This window comes from Streptomyces sp. NPDC002306 (genome assembly GCF_053593435.1).
Genome location: NZ_JBSFCK010000101.1, coordinates 1 through 6,205 on the forward strand (window position 1 = coordinate 1; position 6,205 = coordinate 6,205).

The 6,205-nt window shown below is 63.0% G+C and carries 4 protein-coding genes; 2 read left to right on the forward strand and 2 right to left on the reverse strand.

All coding sequences use genetic code 11. From position 1 onward, the window contains the following. Positions 1-98: 98 nt before the first annotated feature. On the reverse strand, positions 99-284 hold the full coding sequence (locus ACWCQK_RS41740; protein ID WP_451164437.1) for a hypothetical protein: 186 nt from the start codon (positions 282-284) through the stop codon (positions 99-101). Between the two features lie 301 nt (positions 285-585). Further along, positions 586-1,167 carry a TetR/AcrR family transcriptional regulator gene (locus tag ACWCQK_RS41745; protein WP_451164439.1) on the reverse strand — a complete coding sequence of 194 codons (582 nt, stop codon included), beginning with the start codon at positions 1,165-1,167 and terminating at the stop codon, positions 586-588. A gap of 60 nt (positions 1,168-1,227) precedes the next feature. On the opposite strand from ACWCQK_RS41745, the gene ACWCQK_RS41750 reads away from it, so the two are divergent. Both ACWCQK_RS41750 and ACWCQK_RS41755 read left to right on the forward strand, forming a co-directional pair. Further along, positions 1,228-2,205 carry an NAD-dependent epimerase/dehydratase family protein gene (locus ACWCQK_RS41750; protein ID WP_451164441.1) on the forward strand — a complete coding sequence of 326 codons (978 nt, stop codon included), beginning with the start codon at positions 1,228-1,230 and terminating at the stop codon, positions 2,203-2,205. An 853-nt stretch (positions 2,206-3,058) separates the two neighbouring features. Further along, positions 3,059-5,956, forward strand: a complete 2,898-nt coding sequence (locus tag ACWCQK_RS41755; RefSeq protein WP_451164443.1) for a helix-turn-helix transcriptional regulator — start codon at positions 3,059-3,061, stop codon at positions 5,954-5,956. The last annotated feature ends 249 nt before the right edge of the window (positions 5,957-6,205 follow it).

The following is a 6,205-nucleotide window of genomic DNA, read 5'->3' on the forward strand; positions in this document are numbered from 1 at the left end:
GCGTCCAGGGGCGCCTCCGGCAGAAGCCGACAAGCCGTCACATCCTGGCTCTCAGCAGGCGAACCGCCCACCTCGCCACTTCTCAAAGACCCTGGGGCCTACTGCCCATACAGCTTCACCCGCTGGTAGTTGCCGGTGGACCCGTACTGCTCGATGAGCTGCTCGTAAGTCACCCCCGCCTTCAACATGATGTCGGCCCGCTGCCAGGCATCGATCACCAACTTGAACGGCTCGATCACATGCCCGTGACAACCCTTGTGTGGCGACCCTTTCAGCGTCACCACTGGCGGCAGAACCTCGATGTACTTCTTTACGGTCCGCCAGTTCAGTCCGGTCTCCCGGGCAATAGCGGAGATACTCAGCCTGCCTCATACAGAGCGTGGAAACAGCGCAGATCCATCCGCAGGAACATCCAGACGTGACACCGTTCGCCTCTTCTCACCTCGCACGATAAATGTCCTGCCCGCCAAAGGGGCATCGCCGAGATCGACGGCGTGATGGTCCTCGACCAGGGCCGTTCGTGACACCCAGCGTACCGGCGGGGCAAGGCAGGGCGGACGATCGGCGCGACGGCCTGCTGCCGTTTCAGTCGTGATCGGGAACAAGTGACAGAATTTGCTCCAGGATCAGCTCGCAGGGGGTGAGCGACTGGTAAGCGCGAGCCAGCACCATGGAGCCCTCCAGGGTGGCCAGCAGAAGCATCGCCAGGCTGCGGGTTTCCTCGGCAGACGAGGCCCCGTAGTACAGCAGGCTCTCCTCCAAGCACTCCACGAGTGCCCGGTAGGCATCGCGGCATGCCACGGTCAGCGCTTCAGAGACGGGCGCTGAATCCAAGGTCACTGTGGTGATCGGTAGCCCCTCGCTGAAGCCGGTTTCCTTCAAGTGGCGGGAGAAGTGCTCGGAGATGGCCGTCACCCATGCCCGTGCGGTGGGGCTGGCCAGGCGGGTGGCTTCGATGAAGCGCACCGAGTCCGCCGCCGCGATACGGACCGCTTCTACGGCGATCTCCTCCTTCCCCCCGGGAAAAAGGTAGTAGACCGATCCACGGGGCGCTCCCGCCTCATCGACGATCTGAGCCAGCCCAGTTCCCTTGTAGCCCTGACGGCACAGCAGTCGGTGAGCGCTACGAAGGATCTTCTCACGTGAGTCGGATTTCGGTCTGGCCACACACAAAGTATAGTGGCCAGCATAGCTATATCGATCGTCATAGTTTACGAGGAGATCAGCATGGCCACAGTTCTGATTACCGGCGGCTCAGGCTTCATCGGAGGCCGACTGATCAAGCGCTTAGTCGCCGAGGGTCACAGGGTCCGTGCGGTCGCACGCAGTGACGCTTCGGCCCGCAAGGTCCAAGCGCTCGGCGCCATCCCTGTACAGGCCAACCTTTGGGACCTGCAGAGCCTGCGCGCCGCGATGTCGGGGGCCGACCTGACCTTCCATACTGCCGCCCGCACCCCCCGCATCGGCACTCGTCAGCAGTTCTGGGCCGACAATGTCACCGGAACCGACAACGCACTGCGCGCCGCGCGTGAAAACGGGGTGAGACGCTTCATCCACGTCGGCACCGAAGCCGTCCTCATGGACGGCCGGCCTTTAGTCGATGTGGACGAGACAGCGGCGCTTCGACCCGACTCACGGGCCCACTACTCCGCATCCAAGGCAACTGCTGAACAACTCGTGCTGCAAGCCGACCAGACCCGGATGGAAACCGTCGTCCTGCGGCCGCGCATGGTCTGGGGTGCTGGCGACACGACACTGCTACCCGAACTGGTCAGCATGGTCGAAGCAGGCCGATTCGCGTGGCTCGGCGGAGGTGGGCACCTCACCGACACCACCCACGTCGACAACGCGGTGGAAGGGCTTGTTTTGGCGGCCGAACACGGCCGCCCCGGCCAAGCCTACTTCGTGACCGACGGTACCGCTGTCACCTTCCGCGAGTTCGTCACCAACCTGCTGGCCACCCAGAAGGTCACGCCGCCCAAACGATCACTCCCCTACGGGGTCGCCCGGACGGTCACCGCAGCTGGGGAAAGCCTGTGGCGGCTCCTGCGTGTGAAGGGTGCCCCGCCGTTGGACTATATGAGTCTGTGGCTTTCCGGTCGCCAGTGCACCATCGACATCACCAAGGCGCGCACCGAACTCGGCTACACGCCGGTCAAGACACAGCAAGAGGGCCTTGCCGAACTGCGTTCGCATGCGGCCTGACAACGTGTCTCGCACCGAGCGCGGTATGCACGCGCCCACCCGCACATGAACTCGCCATCGACAGCCTGACCACGGTCATCGCGAACGGCGGCTACTGGGGCGCAGCCTGGCCATCCCACACGACCGCGACCCCAGCCAGAGCGGAAGATTTCAAGCCCAGTGAGACGGTCGTGACGCTATGAGGTTTGTGGTGCGGGTTCGCAGCGTTTGGCCGGGTCGTTGATCCACGCCTGCTGGGGCATCCGGGGTGGTCGGAGGCGTCGGCTCAAGCGTTCGGATGGCGGGCGTATGCGTCGGCGAGGTGACGGTCCGCTGGTCGCGGACCTCCTCGGCGTGCCGAGGTACCGTGTGGCTGATTCGGCGGCCTCAACGGTATGGCCGACGATGTAGCGGCTGAAGATGTCGATGACGACGTAGGCGTGATACTAGACGCCCTTGACCGGTCCGCCCACTTTGGTGACGTCCCAAGTGAACACCTACGAGGGCCCGGTGACGACCAGCTCAAGCATCGTCTTCGCCGAGTGGGTACCCTGGCGGCGGCGTCCGCCGGACTGCCCCCTCTCCCGCGGGATCCGGTAACACCGGGGATCCAGCTCGGGGCCCGGATCTACGCGGGAAACCCTCGGCGCACTCGCCTGAGTTCATCAGCTCCAGGATTTAGTGTCCACCCACGCAATGCTCGGCATCACCCGCCTACACCACCTCACCCTCGCCGAGTGACAACGAACAAGCAGGTCAGGGCACGTCATAGATCATTTACGGGACAGCACTTGGCCGCACATCGGGAATCCCAAAAGAGGTGATTCGTTCGGACCACTGGTAGTTTTGACTAGGCTGGTGGATATTAATTGATATGGACACGGCGATGTTGTTGGAGCGCGACACCGAGCTGGCCGAGTTGCGGGCCGGTATGGAGGGACTCAGCGACAAGCAGAGTGGGTTTTTCGCGGTCGTCGGCCCCACCGGAGCAGGAAAGACCCGGTTGCTCAGTGAGGCGCGTCATCTTGCTGGCCGGAGCAGCGTTCGAGTACTGACTGCCAGGGCTCTAGAGCTTGAGCGTGAGTATGCGTATGGAGTGGTGCGCCAGCTGTTCGAGCCCTCTCTGGCATCGGCCGATGATCAGCAACTGGCTACATGGCTTACTGGAGCGGCGTCCGCAGCGACTACAGTGTTGGGCGATGTCACCTCATCCGAAGTCTCGCCTGGTGGATTTGCCGAGCTAAACGGGTTCTTCTGGCTGCTCTCCAACATGTGTCAGACAGGCCCACTAGCAGTGATCATCGACGATCTACATTGGGCCGACGAGCCTTCGCTGCGATTCTTGGCATTCCTCCTTCCCCGGCTAGGAGACCTCACTCTCCTCATAGCAGTCGGCCTGCGGACAGCCGAGCCTGGTGTGGCAACCCATCTCCTGGATGTGATCGCCACTGACCCGGTCTGGCGAATATTGCGTCCCGCCCCACTGACCGCTGCTGGGGCTGGCACTTTGCTGTCCTCGATACTGCCTCAACCAGCCGACCCTCCCTTCGCCCAAGCATGCCACCGGCTCACAGGAGGCAACCCGCTGCTACTCAATGAACTGGCCAGCGCACTGGCTGCCGAACACACAGAACCAACTCGATTCAGCATCGGGAGGATGGAGGAATTGGGATCGCAGGCACTGTCGCGCCGAGTGAGTCTTGAACTAGGCCGGCTAACTTCGGGGCATGTACGTCTGGCGCAGGCAATCGCGGTTCTAAGCCCAGATGCCGACCTCGATCGCATCACGCAGTTGGCTGGGCTTCCCTGCGGAGATGCCCAGGAGCCTCTGCGAGACTTGCAGGATGCTGCACTCATCCAGCCCACCAAACGCTCGGGACGCTACGACTTCAAACACCCACTAATGCGCGCCGCGGTCTACGAACAGATCGATTATGTCCGCCGCAATGCTTACCACCGCCGTGCCGCAGCGCTATTGCTAGATACGCCTGATGTCCCGGCCGAACGCGCCGCAGCGCACCTGCTGCGTCTGGAACCTGTCGGCGACCTGGCCACGGTGGGCGCGCTACGGCAAGCGGCAGACGAAGCACTACAACACAACGCCCCGGAGGCGGCCTCCCGTTACCTGCAGCGGGCACTAGCCGAGCCGCCCCCGGCTGAGGACAAGTTGGCACTACTCATCGAGGCTGGCAACGCGGCACTGCCGGTCGACCTCAAAGCGGCCACCGGGTACCTACAAGACGCCCTAGCTTTGACTAAGAATCCCCAACAACGCGCCCAGCTCGGCGTTACTTTGGGCTTGGCTATGCAGTATATGCAGCGTGTCGAGGAAGCAACCGAGATCTTGACCAAGACCGTCGAAGAACTTCCCGAAGAGGAGGATGACCTGCGCCGCGCCGTTGAGGCGATTCTACTCAACGTGTCATGCATAGCGGCTGACTGGCAGAGCGTGACGCTGAGACTCCCCCGACTGCGTGACCTGCCCCCAGCCCAAACCCTTGGAGCGCTGCAACTGGACTGCATGATTGCCGCACTGGACAGCTATAGTGGGAATCCTCGCGCGACTGAACGCGCTCGGCGCGCGCTGCAGTCTCCCCTACTATTGGAGAGCGCGAGCCAGAGGGCCACCATTGCTATGGCCGGTTGCTTTGCCCTCACGATCGCTGACCCAGATGCTGGCATAGCTGCCCACGACGACCTGATCGCCCGCGCCCGTGTACGCGGAGCACCCTCAGCGCTCTGCCCCGCCCACACATATCGGGGCTTGGGATATCTACGGCGCGGAAACCTCGCCCAAGCCGAGGAGGACCTGCGCGAGGCACTAAGGCTGGCCGAACTGACCGGAAACCTGCTCGCCATCCCAATCATCCACGGAATTCTGGCCGAGGTCCTGGTAGATGAGGGGCGTATCAGTGAGGCGGAGTTCGTCCTGGAGTCGTCGTTGCCGGAGCCACTACCCGCGGTCGGTCTGTACTTCTTCCCCTTGCACAGCCGAGCCCGACTGTTGCATGCTCAGGGGCACCAGAGTCAAGCCCTGCAGGCAGCCTTCGCAGCGGGCCAGCGATTCGTCGATCACGGCGGGGGCAATCCCGCCATCGTCCCCTGGCGATCCCAAGCCGCCCTGTGCCTGCACTCGCTGGGCCGCGATCAGGAAGCTCGCGACTACGCCCGTGAAGAGATAAGCATCGCCCGGCGCTGCGGCATCCCCCACGCTTTGGGCCATGCCTTGCGTATCGCAGGCATCCTCACGCCTGGTGCTCCTGGCCTGCGCCTTCTACGTGAAGCAGTCGACATACTCCAAACTTCCTCCGCTCGCCTGGAACACGCCCATGCCCTGATCGATCTGGGCGCAGCCCTTCGCCGTGGCAACGCCCGGGCTGAAGCGCGCACTCCTTTGTCCGCCGGCCTTGACCTGGCCGAGCACTGTGGTGCCGCCCTGCTAGCGGAAACCGCTCGGAACGAACTATGCGCTGCTGGCGCCAGTCCCCGAACTACTGCCATCACTGGTCTCAACGCCCTCACCCCTAGCGAAAGACGAGTCGCCGAACTCGCTGCCCACGGCCTGACCAACCGCCAAATCGCTCAAGAACTCTTCGTCACCGCCAAGACTGTCGAGGTCCATCTATCAGCCACCTACCGAAAACTCCACATCACAACCCGCACTAAACTCCGACAGGCTTTCACTGATTCCTTGAGCTCGGTGAAGTCAACAGATGCCACGCCCAACAGCCTGGCACCTGGGTTGCCGAGTTCACCGACATACCCGACCTGAGTACCTGGAGTCTGCAGCCCGTCACGATATCTGAGCGTGGACGAACGCCTCCACGCCAACTGGTTGCGGGAGAGAGTCACGACCCGGCAGATGGTGTCGGCGACGGTTGAAATGAGGTTCTGGATCACTTTTGGTGCAGGTCTGACGTAGGGTTACTGTCGCGGGTTTTGTGGCAGGTGGGTCAGCGGGCGAGGAGGATGCGCTTGCGCAGGAGGTCGAGGCCGGCCCGGCCGAACATCTGCCGCTTCA

What these genes read in the sequence shown, in the direction of transcription:
- ACWCQK_RS41750 (WP_451164441.1), top strand. Translation starts at nt 1,228, where the DNA reads ATGGCCACAGTTCTGATTACCGGCGGCTCAGGCTTCATCGGAGGCCGA.
- ACWCQK_RS41755 (WP_451164443.1), top strand. Translation starts at nt 3,059, where the DNA reads ATGGACACGGCGATGTTGTTGGAGCGCGACACCGAGCTGGCCGAGTTG.